Genomic DNA, 15,585 nt, shown 5'->3' with positions numbered 1-15,585 from the left:
ACGGCTCGGCTGGTTCAGGCGAAGCCGCGGACGCTACCCGTGACCATTCCGTGACCCCCGCGCGACATGCCCGAAATGTGGCCCAGCCCACAAGCGTCACTTTCCCTATGAAAGTTCCACTTCGAGAGGGCGAGAGCGGAGCTTTCGTAGGGAAAGTGACGGCTTCAGTGCTCGCCGCCGTCCGGGATTTCCGCCGAGTCGGTGAGGCGGAGCTTGCGGCGGGCCCGCTGGTAGAACGTCGTCATCCCGAGCCGCACCACCCGGGCGGCGCTCGGGCGGGCGCTCAGGTCGAGCCGGTCGCCGGGGGAGACGTAGCCCTCGACCTGGCCGTCGACCTCCACCGCCAGACGCCCGCTGGTCGGCAGCAGCTCCAGGGTCACCTCGTCGCGCACCGAGAGCACCACGCCGCGGCTGTACGCCGAGTGCGGCGCCGCCGGCGTGACCAGCAGCGCCTCCACCGACGGGCTGGTGATCGGCCCGCCCGCGGAGAAGCTGTACGCCGTCGAGCCGGTCGGTGTCGCCACGACCACCGCGTCCGCCGAGTAGCTCACGAACGGCTGGCCGCCGACGCGGACCGCGACCACCGCGCTGCCGTCGCCGGGTACGCGCACCACCGCGATGTCGTTGAACGCCGTGATCTTCCGCCTGGCCAGCACCGCGTCCACGGCGAGCCGCGGCTCGACCGTGAACCGCTGGTCGTCGATCGCCGAGAGCGCGCCGGGCAGGTCCGGGACGTCGACCTCGGCCAGGAAGCCCAGCTTGCCGAGGTTCACCCCGAGCACCGGCGCGCGCTGCCCGTCGGCCAGCCGCATGGCGCGCAGCATCGTGCCGTCGCCGCCCAGGCTGACCACCAGGTCGGCGCGGCGGCCGAGCTCTTCGGCCGTGACGCCGATCGCGGCGCAGTCCAGCCGGACGATCTCGTCCTCGATGCCGAGGATCTCGATGCCCCGGTTGCCCGCCCAGCCCAGCACGGCTTCGACGGCGGCCGCCGAGTCGCGGCGGGGGTGCAGCACCAGTCCCGCGGAGTGCATGTCAGCGGCCCCGGGCGGGGGCGGTTCCGAGCGTCATGCGCCCAGTCTGCCCGCTCCCGCCGTCCGTCGCGAGAACCGCAGCGCACCGTCATCGATCTTGCCGTGCCGGAGCTTGACGACGTCGTGCGCGTAGCTCATGCCCAGCTGCCACGGCGCCCGTGAACCGGCCTTCGGGAACTCGTCGATCGAGCGCAGCACGTACCCGGCGTCGAAGTCCAGCAGCGGCCGCTCGGTGACTGCCGGGTCGTCGTTGACCGGCACGGCCTGGTCGTACCCGTGGCGGTCGAGGTGGCGCAGCAGCCGGACGAAGTACTCGCCGACGAGGTCGGCCTTGAGCGTCCAGGACGCGTTCGTGTAGCCGATCGTGAAGAGCAGGTTCGGCACCCCGCTGAGCATCATCCCCTTGTAGGCCATGGTTTCCGGCAGCTTCACCTGGTCGCCGTCGACGACCAGCTCGATGCCGCCGAAGGCGAGCAGCTTCAGCCCGGTGGCGGTGACGACGACGTCCGCTTCGAGCTCGCCGCCCGATTCGAGCCGGATCCCCGTCTCGGTGAAGGAAGCGATCCGGTCGGTGACGATCGAGGCGTCGCCGCGCTTGATCGAGCGGAACAGGTCGCCGTCCGGCACCAGGCAGAGCCGCTGGTCCCAGGGCTGGTAACGCGGCTTGAAGTGGGTGTCGACGGCGTACCCGGGCGGCAGCTGCTTCAGCGCGGCCTTGCGGATCAGCGCCTTGACCACGCCGGGGCGGCGACGGCTGAGCTGGTAGATCAGCGTGCTGACGGCGACGTTCTTCCAGCGCGCGATCGGGTACGCCAGCCGCGGGCCGAGCAGGCCGCGCAGCCGGTTGGCCAGCGCGTCCTCCGACGGCAGCGACAGGATGTAGGTGGGGGAGCGCTGCAGCATCGTCACGTGCTCGGCGCGGTCGGTCATCGCCGGCACCAGGGTCACGGCGGTCGCGCCGCTGCCGATCACGACGACCTTCTTGCCCGTGTAGTCCAGGTCTTCGGGCCACTGCTGCGGGTGCACGACGGTGCCGCCGAAGTTCTCCAGGCCCGGGAACTCCGGCGTGTGGCCGCCCGCGTAGTCGTAGTAGCCGCTGCACAGGTAGAGGAACTTCGCGGTGAACTCCACGGGTTTCCCGTCGTGCACCGCCTCGACCGTCCACAGCGCGTCCTCTGTGGACCACGCGGCGCGGACCACTCTGTGCCCGAACCGGATGTGCTGGTCGATCCCGGCGTCGGCCGCGGTGTCGCGGACGTACTGGAGGATCGACGGGCCGTCCGCGATGGCCTTCGCGTCGGTCCACGGCCGGAAGCGGTAGCCCAGGGTCTGCATGTCCGAATCGGACCGGACGCCGGGGTAGCGGAAGAGGTCCCAGGTGCCGCCGATGGCGTCGCGGGCCTCGAGGATCGCGTACGTCTTGCGCGGGAACGCCGTGGCCAGGTGGTGCGCCGCGCCCACGCCGGACAGCCCCGCGCCGACGATCAGGACTTCGACGTGCTCGGTCATCGGACGGCCTCTTTCCGCCGCGGGCGCCTCATCACACGCGAGAGCACGGCGTTGTAGTGGGTGGGGGTGATGCGGGCGAGCGCGTCGAACAGGTAGGCGTCCGGGCCGACCAGGATGCGGGCCTTCCCGCGGTCGACACCGGCGTGGATGATCGCCGCCGCCTTGTCCGGCGACGTCATGGTCATGGCTTCGAACTGCGCCGCCATCTCCTCGCGGCTGCGGCCCAGCCCGGTGGGGTCGCGCCGGACGCGGGCGTTGCGCGCGATGTTCGTCGTGATGCCGCCCGGGTGCACGGTGATCGCGCGGACCGCGGAGCCGTGCAGCTCCTGCCGCAGCGACTCGGTGAACCCGCGCACGGCGAACTTGGCCGCGCAGTATGCACTCTGGTTCGGCATCCCGAGCAGGCCGAACACGCTGGAGGTGTTGACGATCGCGCCTTCGCCCTGCTCGACGAGGATGGGCAGGAACGCGCGGGTTCCGTGCACGACGCCGTGGAAGTTGATGTCGTGCAGCCAGTCGTCGTCCTCGACGACCGCGTCGAGCACGGTGGAGGTGACCGCGACGCCGGCGTTGTTGAACACCGCGGCGAGCGGGGCCGGGGCCCAGTCCCGCACCTCGGCGGCGAAGCGGAGCTGGTCTTCGGCGTCGCGGACGTCGAGCACGCGGGTCAGCACCCGGCCGTGCAGTGCGGCGGCGGTGGCTTTGAGGCCGTCTTCGTCGACGTCGGCGAGCGCGACGGGCGAGCCGAGCCGCGACAGGCGGGTGGCCAGCGCGCGGCCGATGCCGGACGCGGCGCCGGTGATCACCACCGGGCGGCCGACAATGCTACGGGGCCGTGACATCGCTGCTCCTCGCGTGCTTGTCGATGAGGTCGAGGATGGTCGGCCACGCGCCTTCGGGCAGGTCGTGGCCCATGCCGGGGACGGTCTCCAGGTGGGCGCCGGGGATCGCGCGGGCGGTCGCGCCGCCGCCGGTGGGGTGGACCATCCGGTCGCGGTCGCCGTGGATCACCAGCGTGGGCGCGGTGATCTTCCGCAGCAGCCGGGTCCGGTTGCCGGACTTCATGATCGCGGCGAGCTGGCGCCCGACGCCGCCTGCCGTCGGGTCGCGGTCCCAGCCCGTGCCGGCCGTCTCGCGCACCCAGGCCTCGTCGAACGGGAAGCCGTGCGAGCCGATGTGCCGGAACATCCGGACCGCGCTTTCGACCGCCTCTTCGCGGGACTTCGGCGGCTTCTCGCCCATCATCCGCAACGTCGAGAGCGCGGGGCGGCCGAGCAGGCGCGACCCGGTCGTGGACATGATCGACGTCAGGGTGCGGATCCGCTCCGGATGCAGCGCCGCGACCGTCTGGGAGATCATGCCGCCCATCGACACGCCCGCGATGTGCGCGGTTTCGAGGTCCAGCGCGTCGAAGAGGCCGATGGTGTCGGCGGCCAGGTCCGTCAGGTCGTACTGCTGCGCGGGGAACCGGCCCGCGAGCATGCCGGGGAGGCTCGGCGGGCGGAAGCGCGGGTGCGTCGAGCGCCCGGCGTCGCGGTTGTCGAACCGGACGACCTCGAAGCCGCGCTCGGCGAGCTGCGCGCAGAAGGCGTCAGGCCAGCTGTGCAGCTGCTGGCCGAGGCCCGCGACGAGGACCAGCGGCTCGGCGCCGGCGTCCCCGATCCGTTCGTAGGCCAGGGAAATCCCCCGGCCGGCGTCGGCGATCTGTTCGGTCACTGCTCTCCTCCGGTGCTGCGGCGGCGCACGACCGCGCGGCCGCCCTTGGCGGGTGCGTAGGCCACGCCCCGCGAGCGCCAGCGTTCGCCGGGCTCGGACGTCGGGACGAGGGTGAACTCCCGCAGCACCGTCCGCAGCACGACGGTCATCTCCATGGTCGCGAAGGCGGCGCCGAGGCAGCGGCGGGTGCCGCCGCCGAACGGGATCCACTGGTAGAGGTCCGGGCGCGCGCCCGCGAAGCGGTGCGGGTCGAAGGTGGCCGCGTGCGGGAACACGGCGTCGTCGTCGTGGATCAGCGCGATGCTCACCAGCACGTTGTACCCCCGGGGCAGCGTCCAGCGGCCCAGCCGGAAGCCGTCCTGCTTGACCTGCCGGGCGGTGAGGTCGATGACCGGGCGCGTGCGCTGGACCTCGAGGATCGTCGCGTCGAGGAGGTCATCGCTTTCGGCGAGCTCGCGCAGGACCGCCGGGTGGCGGCGCAGGCGTTCGACGGCCCAGGCCAGCGTGGTCGCGGTGGTCTCGTGGCCGGCCGTGAGCAGGGTGAGGAGCTGGTCGGCGATCTCGTCGCGGTTGAGCCCGGAGCCGTCGTCGTAGCGGGTCTGCAGCATCATCGCGAGGACGTCGTCGCCGTCCGGGCGGGCCTTGGCGATCAGGCGGTCGACGATCGCGTCGTACTCTCGGCGCATCCGTTCGAAGCGGCGCCACGGGTTGAAGCGGCCCTTCTTCGTGATCGGCAGGACGGCCAGCCGCGAGCCCAGGGTGACGAACGGGGGGAGCAGTTCGCGCAGCTCCGCGAATTCGGCCCCTTCCGCGCCGAACACCGCGCGGAGAATGGCGTTCAGGGTGATCCGCATCATCGACGGCAGCGTGGCGAAGGCTTTCCCCTCCGGCCAGCTCGCCAGCTCACGGACGGTTTCTTCTTCGACGATCTTCTCGTAGGCCGCGAGCCGGCGGCCGTGGAAGGGCGGCACCAGGAGCTTGCGCTGCCGCTTGTGCTCTTCGCCGGAGAGGGCGAACAGCGAGCGCGGGCCGAGCACCCGGCCGAGGTTGACTTCGAGGTTGTCGACGAGGTCGGGGCCGGAGGTGAACAGCTGCTTGATTTCGGCGGGATTGCTGAGCACGACGGCGTTGCCGAAGATCGGCACGTCGACGGTGAAGGCGTCGCCGTAGCGGTCTTTGAGCCGCCGCAGGCCCCGCAACGGTTGCGTGAGCGCGTAGGCGCCCTGGACGACGCGGGGCACGGCGGGCCCCGGCGGCAGCGTCGCGGGGCGTGTCATGGTCGTCATCGACCCTCCCGGGAAGGTGGTACGCGAGCGTACCGTCGGTACGGTACGCCGGTGTACCATCTGGTTTCAAGAGCGAAGGGGTGACTGCCGTGGACGTCGACACCCGCCGGCACCGCCAGCGCCTGCTGGACGGGCTGGCCGCGTCGATCACCGAAACCGGCTTCCGCGACACGACGGTGGCCGCCGTCGTCCGACGCGCCCGCACCTCCCGCCGCACGTTCTACGAGCACTTTTCGAGCCGTGAAGAGTGCCTGATCGCACTGCTGTCCGACGCGAACCGCGCGATGATCCAGCAGATCTCCGACGCTGTGGACCCCGGCGCGCCGTGGGCGCTGCAGGTGCGCCAGGCGATCGAGGCGTGGATCGCGTGCGCGGAGTCGGAGCCGGCGATCACGCTGAGCTGGATCCGCGACGTCCCGGCGCTGGGCGCGGCGGCCCGCGACCTGCAGCGCGAGGCGATGGAGGGCTTCATCGCGATGACCCAGCGCCTCACGGACACGCCGTCCCTGCGCGCGGCGGGGATCAGCCCGCCGTCCCGCCAGCTGGCGATCATGCTGCTGGGCGGGCTGCGGGAGCTGATCGCGACCACGGTGGAGGACGGCGGGCGAGCGGGGGACGTCACCGAGGTGGCGGTGCGGGCGTCACTCGCTCTGCTGGGCCCGGCGCGGTCTCAAATTGCGACAGCCGGGCCGCTTCCCCGGTCCTAGCGTCGGAACCGGCCGTGCCCGGCCACCGGCGCCGGGCGGCCGACGGAGGCGACGATGAAGGCGCTGGTCTACCACGGTCCGGGTGCGAAGGCTTGGGAAGACGTCCCGGACGCCGCCGTCCAGGAGCCGACCGACGTGGTCGTGCGCGTCGGCACGACCACGATCTGCGGCACCGACCTGCACATCCTGCAGGGCGACGTCGCCGCGGTCACCGACGGGCGGATCCTCGGGCACGAAGCCGTCGGCACGGTGACGGCGGTCGGGGACGCCGTACGCGCGTTCGCGGTCGGCGACCGGGTGCTGGTGCCCGCCATCACCCAGTGCGGGCGCTGCGAATACTGCGGCCGCGGAATGCCTTCGCACTGCCAGACGGTGGGCGGGATCGGCTGGATCTTCGGCCACCTCATCGACGGCACGCAGGCCGAGCTGGTGCGGGTGCCGTACGCGGACACGTCGCTGTACGCGGTGCCGCCGGAAGTCACCGACGAGCAGGCGATCTTCCTGGCCGACTCGCTCCCGACGGGCTACGAGGTCGGCGTCCTGGCCGGCCGCGTCCGCCCGGGCGACACGGTGGCGGTGGTGGGCGCCGGCGCGGTCGGGCTGGCCGCGATCCTGACCACCGGCCTGTGGGGCGCGTCGAAGGTGATCGCCGTGGACTCCAACAAGTTCCGGCTGGAGAAGGCCCTGGAGTTCGGCGCGACGGACGCGTTCGAAGCCGCCCCCGGCGTGCTCGAGGACGTCCGGTCCCTGACCGACGGCCTCGGCGTCGACGTGGCGATCGAAGCGGTCGGCTACCCGGAAACCCTGCGCACGGCGGCATCCCTGGTCCGCCCGGGCGGCCGCATCGCGAACATCGGCGTCCACGGGGTGCCGGTGGAGCTGCCGATGCAGGACATGTGGATCCAGAACCTGACGCTGACGATGGGCCTGGTGGACACGGTCTCGATCCCGACGCTGCTGAAGATGGTGGCTTCGGGCCGCATCCCGGCCGAGCGCATGGGCACGCACCGCTTCACGTTCGCGGAGATGACGGAGGCGTACGAGGTGTTCGCCAACGCGGCGGCGAACTCGGCGCTGAAGGTGGTCATCACCCCGTGAGCGGCTAGGTCATGGTGGGGTCGCCCAGCGCCAGCTCGGGCGGGCGCCCACCCCGCCGGGTGACGACGACGGCCGAGGACCCGAACGGCGACGCCGGCGCTCCCGGGCGCGACATTTCGACTCGCAGCAGCCGGGCGCCGGTCACGTCCAGGTCGATGGTGGCGGGCTTCCCGGCGGTGACGTCGTGCTGGGCACGCGGGGTCCCGTCGAGTACCACGCGCACCCGGCCGACCTGGAACTCGTCGGCGGCGTCGTCGGGGACCCCGGCGACGGTGCTGAACCGCTGGTAGTTGCCGCCGAGTTCCAGCTCCACGAACCCGGTTCCGGTCGCGGTCGGCGACGTCGGGCGCAGCACGATGCTTTCTTCGTACCGCGTCCCGCCGATCGACGCCGGGCCGCGGCGCACGCCGTTGCTGGCGCACAGCCACGGCAGCTCACCCGCGGGTACTTCGCGTGGCGCAAGGGCTCCGCCGAGCCAGGTTCCGCGACGGGGCATCGGGTACTGGCCCTGTCCGGTGATCGCGGCGACGAGGCCGGCGACCCCGGGCCCGGTGAATTCGGGGACGGTGTACCTCGTCGTCGAGTGGGCGTTGAGGAAGGCCGGGATCTCGTCGATCGAGCGGCCCGGCAGTACGACGGGCAGCACGCGCTCGGTCTCCCGGCGCAAGTCACGGGTCAGGTTGTCGCGGATGATCGCCGCTTCGAACTGCGCTCCCCGGCCCTCGTGGGGCATCGCGGTGCCGTCGGCGCGCCGCTTGTAGGCGGGCGACGCGATCACGAGGATGAAATCTGCCTCGGCGAGGTTCTCGGTGGCCCACAACGACCAGTCCCGGCGCACGTTGTCGTACCAGAGGTCCAGGTGGACGTCCAAGCCGATGGCCGTGCGCAGAAACGACGCGAACTCGTGCACGAGATCCTGGTGTTCCGGGGAGTCGTGGGAGTAGGTGACGAACACCCGGGGCGCTTCACGGTCGGTCATCGGCAAAACGATGATGCGCCGATTCCGCATTTGTCAAGGCTTTCGAGTGGGCGGCCGATATTGTCCAGTGGTGGCCAGGTATTGGCATGGTTCTGTCCAGTTTCGCGCCTTTCCCGGCCGCTCGGGACCGGCTTAGGATGACCGATGCCTGGTGGGGAGCGGCGAAGGAGCGAAGGCACGCGTGTACGAGTACGACGTGTTCATCAGCTACCAACGCACCGGCCGGGACATTTCCGCGTGGGTGAAAAACCATTTCCACCCCCGGCTGGCGGAGGTTCTCGACAACAACCTCTACCGCGACGCGCGGATATTCTGCGACGACCGGGTGCCCACCGGCACGAGCTGGCCGGACGAATGGCGCACGGCGTTGCAGCACACCCGCGTGCTGGTTCCAGTGTGCTCGCCGAAGTACTTCCGGGACGAATGGTGTCTGGCCGAGTGGTACTCGATGGCGAAGCGCGAGGAGCTGACCACGGGCCCGCTCATCTACCCGGTGATCTTCTGCGACTCGCGGAACTTCCCGGACTGGGCGCACGAGCGGCGCATGCGTGACCTGCAGCAGTGGAACCACCCGTTCGAGCACTTCCAGCTGGCGCCGGCGTACCTCGAGTTCAACCACAAGATCGCGGAAATCGCCAAGGAACTCGAAGAACTCATCGAACGAGCGCCGGATTGGCGGGCGGACTGGCCGGTGCTGACCCCGGCGGCCGAGCCGCCGAAGCCGGCGCGGATACCGAGGTTCTGACGGATGCCGGGTTCGGTCTTCACCTTCTACTCCTACAAGGGCGGCGTCGGTCGCAGCTTCACGCTGGCCAACATCGCCGTGCTCCTGGCGCGCTGGGGCCACCGGGTGCTGTGCCTGGACTGGGACCTCGAAGCACCCGGCCTCGGCGACTACTTCCGGCCGCAGCTGCCGGGCCGGCCCCGCGGCGGCGTGGTCGACCTCGTCGCGGACTTCCGGGCCGGCCGGTTCGCGCCGGGCGCGCACGTCATGCGGCTGCGGGGCGCCCGCGCGCTCGACTTCATCGCGGCCGGGAGCGAGGGGCCCGGGTACGTCGGCCAGGTCCAGGCGATCGACTGGGACGACCTGTACGACGAGGGGTTCGGCGAATACCTCGAGAAGTGCCGGGAGCAGTGGACCGCGGAGTACGACTTCGTGCTCATCGACAGCCGCACCGGGATCTCCGACATCGGGAGCATCTGCACCGCGCACCTGCCGGACCACCTGGTGCTGCTGTTCACGGCGAACCGGCAGAGCATCCGCGGCGCGCTGGACCTGGCCGGACGCGCCGACAAGGCGCGGAACCTGCTGCCGTTCGACCGGTCCCGGCTGACCGTCCTGCCGATCCTGTCGCGCTTCGACAACCGGGAGGAGTACGGCCGGTCGGAGGAGTGGCGCCGGATCGTCGTCGGGGAGACGGCCGAGCTGTACCGGACGTGGCTGGACCAAGGCGTCGCCCCGGAGACGATGTCCCGGCACCTCACGCTGCCGTACGTGTCGTACTGGAGTTTCGGCGAGCAGCTGCCGGTGCTGTCGGAGAAGACCCCGAGCGCGGACCAGATCGGGTTCGCGCTGGAGACGGTCGCCGCGGTGATCGCCTGCCGCCTCGACCGCACCGACCTGCTGGCGGAGAACCGCGACGCCTACGTGGCGGCGGTGCGCGCGAGCCGCCAGGAGTTCAAGCACGAACTGCGGGTCAGCATCCCGAGATCGTCGGTCGGACCGGCCGCCGAGCTGATCGCTGAGCTGCAGAAGCTGGACGTCCGGGTGGTCAAGTCCCTGTCGGGCGACCGCACGCTGCTGTCCAGGGCCGAGGACGACGCCCGCCACCTGTGCCTGGTCGTCGACGGCAAGGTGAGCCGCTGGCAGGCGGCGGAGGTCGAGCTGTTCCTGCACCGCACGCTCGGCCAGGACCGCCGCGTCATCCCGGTCCTGACGTCCGGCACGGAGGCCGCGGGCCTCCCGGGCTACGTCGGCAACCTGCGCTACCTCCGCCTCGGCGCCCGTGGCCCGGCGGAGGTGGCCCGCGACCTGGTCGGCCAGCTCCGCGGCTTCACCCCGCTGCTCGAAGCACTCGACGTCGCCGAAGTCCTGCACCAGGCCCGCGACGCGCGCCTGCGCCCCTCCCGCTGGGACCTGGTCGACGAGCTCCTCGACGGCCTCCGCGCGGCCATCGGCGCCGGCGACGACGCCCGCGCCAACGACCTCGCGGCCGACCTGGCGGTGGCCACCCGAGCCCGCCCCCCGAACGGCGACGTCCGCGACGCCGCCCCGCAGCCGACCCGCCACGCGATCGAGTGGCTCTTGCGCCTCCTCGAAACCCGCGCGAAAACCACGACGCAGCACCGGAAGGATCTCGAATGACGGACCGCTTGGGACAGAAGCAGACCGCGGCGATGTTCACGCTGATGGTGCTGGGCCGGGAGGTGTCCAACCAAGAGCTGGAGGAAGTCGTCGGGTTCACCCTGACGGGCACTGAGCGCACGGGGTTGAACAAGCTCGGGTATGTGGACAGCGACCGGACGGGGCCCAAGCGGAGTTTCGTCCACGTGCTGAGCGACAGCGGGTGGGCTTGGTGCGAGGAGGAGCTCGCGGTGGGTGGGCCGCCGCCTCAGCGGGGCCAGAGCCCACTGGCGGCGGCGCTGTACGTCATCCTCGGCCGGCTGGACGACTACCTCCGCCGGGCGAACCTGCGGTTGTTCGACGTTTTCCCCCCGACCGGGTCCGAATCCCTGGAAGACCGCATCCGCGCGGCTTACCACGAGCTCGTCAAGGAGCCTCGCGGCTGGGTCGGCCTGGTGGACCTCCGGCCGAAGGTGGGCGCGTCCGCGGCGGAAGTCGACGCGGTGCTGAAGGAACTGAGCAGCGCGGGGAAGGTGCACCTCGTCCCCGAGGAGAACCGCAAGTCGCTCACCACCGCGGATCGCGAAGCGGCGATCCGCATCGGCGGTGAGGACAACCACCTGATTTCGATCGAGGTGTCGTGACGATGGACGAGCTGACCGCACTCGCGACGCTGAGATTCGACTGGGCCGACACGCCCGACCACGTCTGGCGGGATTCGCCGTACCACGTCGACGGACTGCACGACGACGCGCTCGCCGCTCTCGACACGGGGATCCGCGATGCCGTGGCCAGCGACGGACCGAGTCCGATCGGGCTCGTCCTTCGCGGGTTGAAGGGGGTCGGCAAGACGCACCTCCTGGGTCTCGTCCGCCGGCACGTGCACCGCGCGCGGGGCTACTTCTTCCTCGACGACGTGACCGCCGCCGAGGCGTTCTGGGACAACACGGCCGAGGCACTGCGTCGCGGTTTGGCGCGGCTGGACGAATCGGGGGAGTCGCAGCTGAAGAGCTTCCTCCTGCGCGTGTGCCTCCGGGCCCAGGTCAGCGCCGAGGTCACGGCCAGGATCCGCCGCGGCAGCGGACTCACTGTCGACGACATCGAGGCGTTCGTCGACGGCGTGCGCCGCCTGGACGAGATGGTCGCCGAGCACTGTGAGGACACCGCGCGGGCGCTCGTGCTCGTCGCGAGCCGGGACCGCGGCGTCAAGTACATCGGCGAGGACTACCTCGACGGCGACGCCGAGCTGACCTCCGATGCCCGCCAGTGGAACATCTACGCGCGCCCCAAGCCCGCTCGTGTGCTCGTGGAGGAAATCACGCGGCTGCTGGCTTTGACCGGTCCGGTCGTGATCGCCGTCGACCAGCTCGACACCCTGATCGCCCGGTCGACGCAGCGCACCCAGGAAATCGGCCAGAACGTCCAGGACGACCTCCTCGTCGCGCAGATCGCAGACGGGCTCATGGGCTTGCGGGAAGTCACCCACAAGACCCTGACGGTGCTCGCGTGCCTGCCGAGCACATGGGAGCAGATCCGGACGAAAGCAGCGGGAACCGTGCCCGATCGCTTCCGCGAATCGGTGACGCTCGGCCGGATCACCCGCGCCGAGACGGGCCGGGCCCTGGTGGGGAAACGGCTCGGGGTGGCCTATCAGGCCATGGGTTTCGCCCCACCGCACCCGACCTGGCCGGTGGCACCCGCGGCTTTCGAAGGACCTTGGGAGCAATGGACCCCGCGCGAGCTGCTGAAGCGGATCGGCGCGCACATCGACGCCTGCCTGCGCAGCGGGCAGGTCCGGGAGCTGACCTCCTTCGACGAGAAGGCCCCGGTGCCGACCCCGCCCGTTCGGACTGCCGTCGAAAGCGATCGGTTCGCCGAGCTAGACGCCGAGTTCGAGAAGCTGCAAGCCGAAGCCGATCCGGGGAAGCTGCTGGGGGAAAAGAGCGTCGACAAGGCCATGCCGGATCTGCTCTCCGCCGCCTTGCGGTGCTGGGTCACCGAAGTCGGGGACGATGATCTCGAGTGGTCCTGCGAGCGGCAGAACGCGCGGAGTGAGGTGCACGCCTGGCTCACCCGGACCCTCGACGAAGCCGCGGACCTCCAGGAGCACTGGGCGTTCCGGGCGATCCCCGCGCGCGATCCGCGTGCCGCGCTGAGCCGGTTCCGGAAGGCGCGGTCCGCGGCCGGGCAGCGGCAAGGGGCGGACAACCGGCACCTCGTCATCCTCCGGGACGCCTGGGGGAAGGGCGCCAAGACACGGGAAGAGGTGGACAAGTTCACGACCGCGGGCGGCAAGACGATCCCGCCGAACCCGGCCGACGTCCGGATCTTCTGGGCCCTCGACAAGATGCTCGCCAACGGCGGCCGCGAGCTGCACGAGTGGCTCATCGATCGACGGCCCGCCAGCCGTTCCGAACTCTTGTCCGCCGTCCTGCCGGAGAAGCCGTCGGGGCAGCCTGCCGAAGGGACTCATCCGCCGCCGGCTGAGGGGGAGATCACGCTCGGGACCGTAGTCGGCTCCGGGGAGCCGGTTCGGGTCGAGCTCTCCGCGCTGCGCAAGCACGCCGCCGTCTTCGCGGGGTCCGGGTCCGGGAAGACCGTGCTGCTGCGGCGGATCGTCGAGGAGTGCGCGCTCCTCGGGGTCTCCGCGATCGTCCTCGACCCGAACAACGACCTCGCCCGGCTCGGTGACGCCTGGCCCGTTCCGCCGGACAGCTGGGGGCCCGATGACGCCCAGCTCGCGAAGCGGTACCTGGCCGAGACGGACGTCGTCGTCTGGACGCCGGGGCGGGCGACCGGGCGGCCGCTCGCCTTCCAGCCGCTGCCGGACTTCGCCGGCGTGCTCGACGACTCCGACGAGTTCGCCGCGGCCGTCGAGGTGGCCGTGGCGACGCTGGCGCCGCAGGCGCGGCTGACCGGGACCACCGCGAAGACCAACATCGGGCTGGCCGTCCTGCGGCAGGCGGTCGTGCAGCACGCGCGGACCGGGTCGCGGAGCCTGCCGGCGCTCATCGAGCTGCTGACCGACCTGCCCGAGGACGTCAGCAACCTCAACGACGCCAAGCGCATCGCCGCGGGGCTGGCCGAGGTGCTCAAGGCGGCGATGGTCAACGACCCGCTCTTCGCCGGCGGCGGTGAACCCGTCGATCCGGGCGTGTTGCTGACCCCCGCCGACGGGAAGCGGGCGCGCGTTTCGGTGATCAGCTTCGTCGGGTTGCAGGCCGAGGAGCAGCGGCAGAACTTCGTCAACCAGCTGCAGATGGAGCTGTTCGCCTGGATCAAGCGCAACCCGGCGGGGGACCGGCCGCTGGGGGCGTTGTTCGTGATGGACGAGGCGCAGACCATGGCGTCTTCGGGGAGTCTCACGGCGAGTACGCGCAGCACGATCGTGCTCGCTTCCCAGGCCCGCAAGTACGGGCTCGGCCTGCTCTTCGCCACGCAAGCGCCGAAGGGGCTGCACAACCAGGTGGTCGGCAACGCGATGACGCAGTTCTTCGGCCGCCTCAACAGCCCGGCCCAGATCGCCGCGGCCAACGAGCTGGCCCGTGCGAAGGGCAGCCCGGTCGCGGACATCTCACGGCTGGAGCGCGCGCAGTTCTACGTGGCCGGGGAGGCGTTCGGGTTCCGCCAGGTGGCGACGCCGCTGTGCCTGTCCCACCACCCGGCGAGCCCGCTGCGGCTGGAAGAGGTGATCGCCCGGGCGCGGGAAGACTGAGCTGTCGATCCGGGCGGGGTTCGTTCGACGCAGGGGTGATGCACCACGACTCCGAGGAGAACCCCCATGATCCGCCTCTACATGACCATGTCCCTCGACGGCTTCATCGCCGGCCCGGACGACCGGCCCGGCCAGGAGCTGGGCCGCGGGGGCGGGCGGCTGTTCGACTGGCTGGACGACCGCCACGGCGACGGGCCGAGCGCGCAGATCTACCGCGAGGCGCTGGCGACCGGCGCGATCATCTCCGGACGGCGGACGTACGAGCTCGCCGGCCGGTGGGGCGGTGACCACCACGACGGCGTGCCGATCCACGTGCTGACCCACCGCGTCGACCCGGCCGACCCGGCGCCCGGCAGCACGCGGTACTTCACCGACGTGGTGGCCTGCGCCGAAGAAGCACGCGCGGCCGCCGGTGAACGCGCGGTCATGGTGCACGGCGCGGGTGCGGCGCAGGCCCTGCTGGCGGCCGGGCAGCTGGACGAGCTGGAGATCCACCTGGTCCCGGTGCTGCTCGGCGGCGGACGGCGGCTGTTCGGCGAGTCGGACCCGGTCGAGCTGCGGCTGGCCCGCCGCCTCGAAGACCGCGGCGTCACGCACCTGCGCTACGCGGTCTCGCGCTAGGACTGCTTCGCTTCGTACTGCGCCAGGATGGCGTGCGTCGCGTCGATCAGCGCCGGCGCCTCGCACACCTCCGCGAAGATCTCCGCGTACTGCAGCAGCACCAGCCGCAGCCGCTCCAGCTCGGCGCGCAGCTCGACCGACCGCGGCCACGCCGCTTCGTGGGCGACGATCGACGTGCGGTCGGGGCGGCTCGCCTCCCACTCCTGCAGCGCCGGGTGCCACTGGGCCAGCACCGGGCGCAGCACCGCGTTCAGCATCCAGATCGCCAGGTGGCCGAAGCGGTACTCACCCTTCCGAGGCGGCTTGGCCACCGACGGGCCGTACCGGCGCAGGACGTCCCGCGTCACCCCGAACAGCTGGTACAGCGAAGCCAGCGCCTCGCGCAGGATGCCGTGGTCCGGGGCGAGCGGGGCCACCGTGATCCGGGTCACCAGTTCGACGTACAGTTCCCACGCCGCATCGCGTTCTGCCTGGTCCGGGCGCCATTCGCCGGACAGCTTCGCCGGGCCCCAGCCCAGATCCACCCGCACCTTGTCGATGGGCATGTCCCGCCTTCCCGATCCGTCACCGAACGCCACG

General features: G+C 71.3%; 14 protein-coding genes. 7 read left to right on the top strand and 7 right to left on the bottom strand.

The window, feature by feature from the left end; all coding sequences use genetic code 11:
* Positions 1-164: 164 nt before the first annotated feature.
* The 5 genes from SD460_RS26380 to SD460_RS26360 are packed head-to-tail and all read right to left on the bottom strand — an operon-like array spanning position 165 to position 5,542.
* Positions 165-1,031 (bottom strand): NAD(+)/NADH kinase, encoded by an 867-nt coding sequence (locus SD460_RS26380; RefSeq protein WP_318306871.1) that lies wholly within the window; start codon positions 1,029-1,031, stop codon positions 165-167.
* A gap of 33 nt (positions 1,032-1,064) precedes the next feature.
* Positions 1,065-2,540 (bottom strand): flavin-containing monooxygenase, encoded by a 1,476-nt coding sequence (locus tag SD460_RS26375; protein ID WP_290057611.1) that lies wholly within the window; start codon positions 2,538-2,540, stop codon positions 1,065-1,067.
* Positions 2,537-3,382 (bottom strand): SDR family NAD(P)-dependent oxidoreductase, encoded by an 846-nt coding sequence (locus tag SD460_RS26370; protein ID WP_290057610.1) that lies wholly within the window; start codon positions 3,380-3,382, stop codon positions 2,537-2,539. The genes SD460_RS26375 and SD460_RS26370 overlap by 4 nt, the downstream gene beginning before the upstream one ends.
* Positions 3,366-4,256 (bottom strand): alpha/beta fold hydrolase, encoded by an 891-nt coding sequence (locus SD460_RS26365; RefSeq protein WP_290057609.1) that lies wholly within the window; start codon positions 4,254-4,256, stop codon positions 3,366-3,368. The genes SD460_RS26370 and SD460_RS26365 overlap by 17 nt, the downstream gene beginning before the upstream one ends.
* Complete coding sequence (locus SD460_RS26360) at positions 4,253-5,542, bottom strand: cytochrome P450 (RefSeq protein ID WP_290057608.1); 1,290 nt, start codon at positions 5,540-5,542, stop codon at positions 4,253-4,255. The genes SD460_RS26365 and SD460_RS26360 overlap by 4 nt, the downstream gene beginning before the upstream one ends.
* A gap of 80 nt (positions 5,543-5,622) precedes the next feature.
* Here SD460_RS26360 and SD460_RS26355 point away from each other — a divergent pair, with 80 nt between their 5' ends.
* Together SD460_RS26355 and SD460_RS26350 are read left to right on the top strand one after the other, a co-directional pair.
* Positions 5,623-6,249, top strand: a complete 627-nt coding sequence (locus tag SD460_RS26355) for a TetR/AcrR family transcriptional regulator (RefSeq protein ID WP_290057607.1) — start codon at positions 5,623-5,625, stop codon at positions 6,247-6,249.
* 54 nt (positions 6,250-6,303) lie between these two features.
* A complete protein-coding gene (locus SD460_RS26350) occupies positions 6,304-7,347 on the top strand; it encodes a zinc-binding dehydrogenase (RefSeq protein ID WP_290057606.1) in 1,044 nt (347 codons plus the stop codon).
* Positions 7,348-7,351: 4 nt separating this feature from the next.
* On the opposite strand, the gene SD460_RS26345 is transcribed toward SD460_RS26350, so the two are convergent.
* Positions 7,352-8,326, bottom strand: coding sequence for an SEFIR domain-containing protein (locus SD460_RS26345; protein WP_290057605.1), 975 nt, complete (start codon positions 8,324-8,326; stop codon positions 7,352-7,354).
* Positions 8,327-8,507: 181 nt separating this feature from the next.
* On the opposite strand from SD460_RS26345, the gene SD460_RS26340 reads away from it, so the two are divergent.
* The 5 genes from SD460_RS26340 to SD460_RS26320 all read left to right on the top strand — a co-directional run bounded on the left by SD460_RS26340 (position 8,508) and on the right by SD460_RS26320 (position 15,006).
* The gene (locus SD460_RS26340) at positions 8,508-9,071 is read left to right on the top strand and encodes a toll/interleukin-1 receptor domain-containing protein (RefSeq protein ID WP_290057604.1); all 564 of its coding nucleotides are present in this window, start codon (positions 8,508-8,510) and stop codon (positions 9,069-9,071) included.
* 3 nt (positions 9,072-9,074) lie between these two features.
* Positions 9,075-10,691, top strand: a complete 1,617-nt coding sequence (locus SD460_RS26335; RefSeq protein WP_318306870.1) for a CATRA system-associated protein — start codon at positions 9,075-9,077, stop codon at positions 10,689-10,691.
* Positions 10,688-11,314 carry a hypothetical protein gene (locus tag SD460_RS26330; RefSeq protein WP_290057602.1) on the top strand — a complete coding sequence of 209 codons (627 nt, stop codon included), beginning with the start codon at positions 10,688-10,690 and terminating at the stop codon, positions 11,312-11,314. The genes SD460_RS26335 and SD460_RS26330 overlap by 4 nt, the downstream gene beginning before the upstream one ends.
* A gap of 2 nt (positions 11,315-11,316) precedes the next feature.
* Positions 11,317-14,385 (top strand): helicase HerA domain-containing protein, encoded by a 3,069-nt coding sequence (locus SD460_RS26325; RefSeq protein ID WP_290057601.1) that lies wholly within the window; start codon positions 11,317-11,319, stop codon positions 14,383-14,385.
* Positions 14,386-14,451: 66 nt separating this feature from the next.
* Positions 14,452-15,006, top strand: a complete 555-nt coding sequence (locus SD460_RS26320; RefSeq protein WP_290057600.1) for a dihydrofolate reductase family protein — start codon at positions 14,452-14,454, stop codon at positions 15,004-15,006.
* On the opposite strand, the gene SD460_RS26315 is transcribed toward SD460_RS26320, so the two are convergent.
* The gene (locus tag SD460_RS26315) at positions 15,003-15,551 is read right to left on the bottom strand and encodes a hypothetical protein (RefSeq protein WP_290057599.1); all 549 of its coding nucleotides are present in this window, start codon (positions 15,549-15,551) and stop codon (positions 15,003-15,005) included. The two genes, SD460_RS26320 and SD460_RS26315, sit on opposite strands and share 4 nt — an antisense overlap.
* Positions 15,552-15,585 lie beyond the last annotated feature (34 nt).

Origin of the sequence: Amycolatopsis solani (genome assembly GCF_033441515.1) — a bacterium.
Taxonomy (GTDB): Bacteria; Actinomycetota; Actinomycetes; order Mycobacteriales; family Pseudonocardiaceae; genus Amycolatopsis; species Amycolatopsis solani.
The sequence above is the reverse complement of the archived record's forward strand: the minus strand, read 5'-3'. Positions and strand labels throughout refer to the sequence as shown.

Bases quoted from the DNA above. Each gene is read 5' to 3' on its own strand.
- SD460_RS26380 (WP_318306871.1), bottom strand. From the start codon at position 1,031: ATGCACTCCGCGGGACTGGTGCTGCACCCCCGCCGCGACTCGGCGGCC.
- SD460_RS26375 (WP_290057611.1), bottom strand. From the start codon at position 2,540: ATGACCGAGCACGTCGAAGTCCTGATCGTCGGCGCGGGGCTGTCCGGC.
- SD460_RS26370 (WP_290057610.1), bottom strand. From the start codon at position 3,382: ATGTCACGGCCCCGTAGCATTGTCGGCCGCCCGGTGGTGATCACCGGC.
- SD460_RS26360 (WP_290057608.1), bottom strand. From the start codon at position 5,542: ATGACGACCATGACACGCCCCGCGACGCTGCCGCCGGGGCCCGCCGTG.
- SD460_RS26350 (WP_290057606.1), top strand. From the start codon at position 6,304: ATGAAGGCGCTGGTCTACCACGGTCCGGGTGCGAAGGCTTGGGAAGAC.
- SD460_RS26345 (WP_290057605.1), bottom strand. From the start codon at position 8,326: ATGACCGACCGTGAAGCGCCCCGGGTGTTCGTCACCTACTCCCACGAC.
- SD460_RS26335 (WP_318306870.1), top strand. From the start codon at position 9,075: ATGCCGGGTTCGGTCTTCACCTTCTACTCCTACAAGGGCGGCGTCGGT.
- SD460_RS26330 (WP_290057602.1), top strand. From the start codon at position 10,688: ATGACGGACCGCTTGGGACAGAAGCAGACCGCGGCGATGTTCACGCTG.
- SD460_RS26325 (WP_290057601.1), top strand. From the start codon at position 11,317: ATGGACGAGCTGACCGCACTCGCGACGCTGAGATTCGACTGGGCCGAC.
- SD460_RS26320 (WP_290057600.1), top strand. From the start codon at position 14,452: ATGATCCGCCTCTACATGACCATGTCCCTCGACGGCTTCATCGCCGGC.
- SD460_RS26315 (WP_290057599.1), bottom strand. From the start codon at position 15,551: ATGCCCATCGACAAGGTGCGGGTGGATCTGGGCTGGGGCCCGGCGAAG.